Below are 207 nucleotides of genomic sequence, written 5' to 3'. Positions count from 1 at the left end.
TCTGTGAACTGTGCCAACGATGCAGTGTCCATATGCGGATAGACCAGCAATTCGTCCGTATCGACCGTGAGGCACCAATGACCCGCCCCATAGCGCATCTGCAAATAGCCCAGCCAATCCATCCCAAACCGCGACAGCTTGTAACTGTCCGTGGTGCGCCACACAGAAACATCCTGTTGTCCCTGCAGGACCTTTGCTGTGCCGTCA

Annotated in this window: 1 protein-coding gene; it reads right to left on the bottom strand. The window is 55.6% G+C overall.

Annotated features, from left to right (window positions below; translation table 11 throughout):
• Positions 1-207 (bottom strand): glycosyltransferase family 2 protein (locus MRS74_RS23930; protein ID WP_254582776.1); only part of this gene is annotated, 207 nt, incomplete at both ends.

Origin of the sequence: Marinobacterium sedimentorum (genome assembly GCF_024267675.1) — a bacterium.
GTDB classification, from domain to species: Bacteria; Pseudomonadota; Gammaproteobacteria; order Pseudomonadales; family Balneatricaceae; genus Marinobacterium_A; species Marinobacterium_A sedimentorum.
This window is presented reverse-complemented; position numbering and strand designations above follow the sequence as displayed.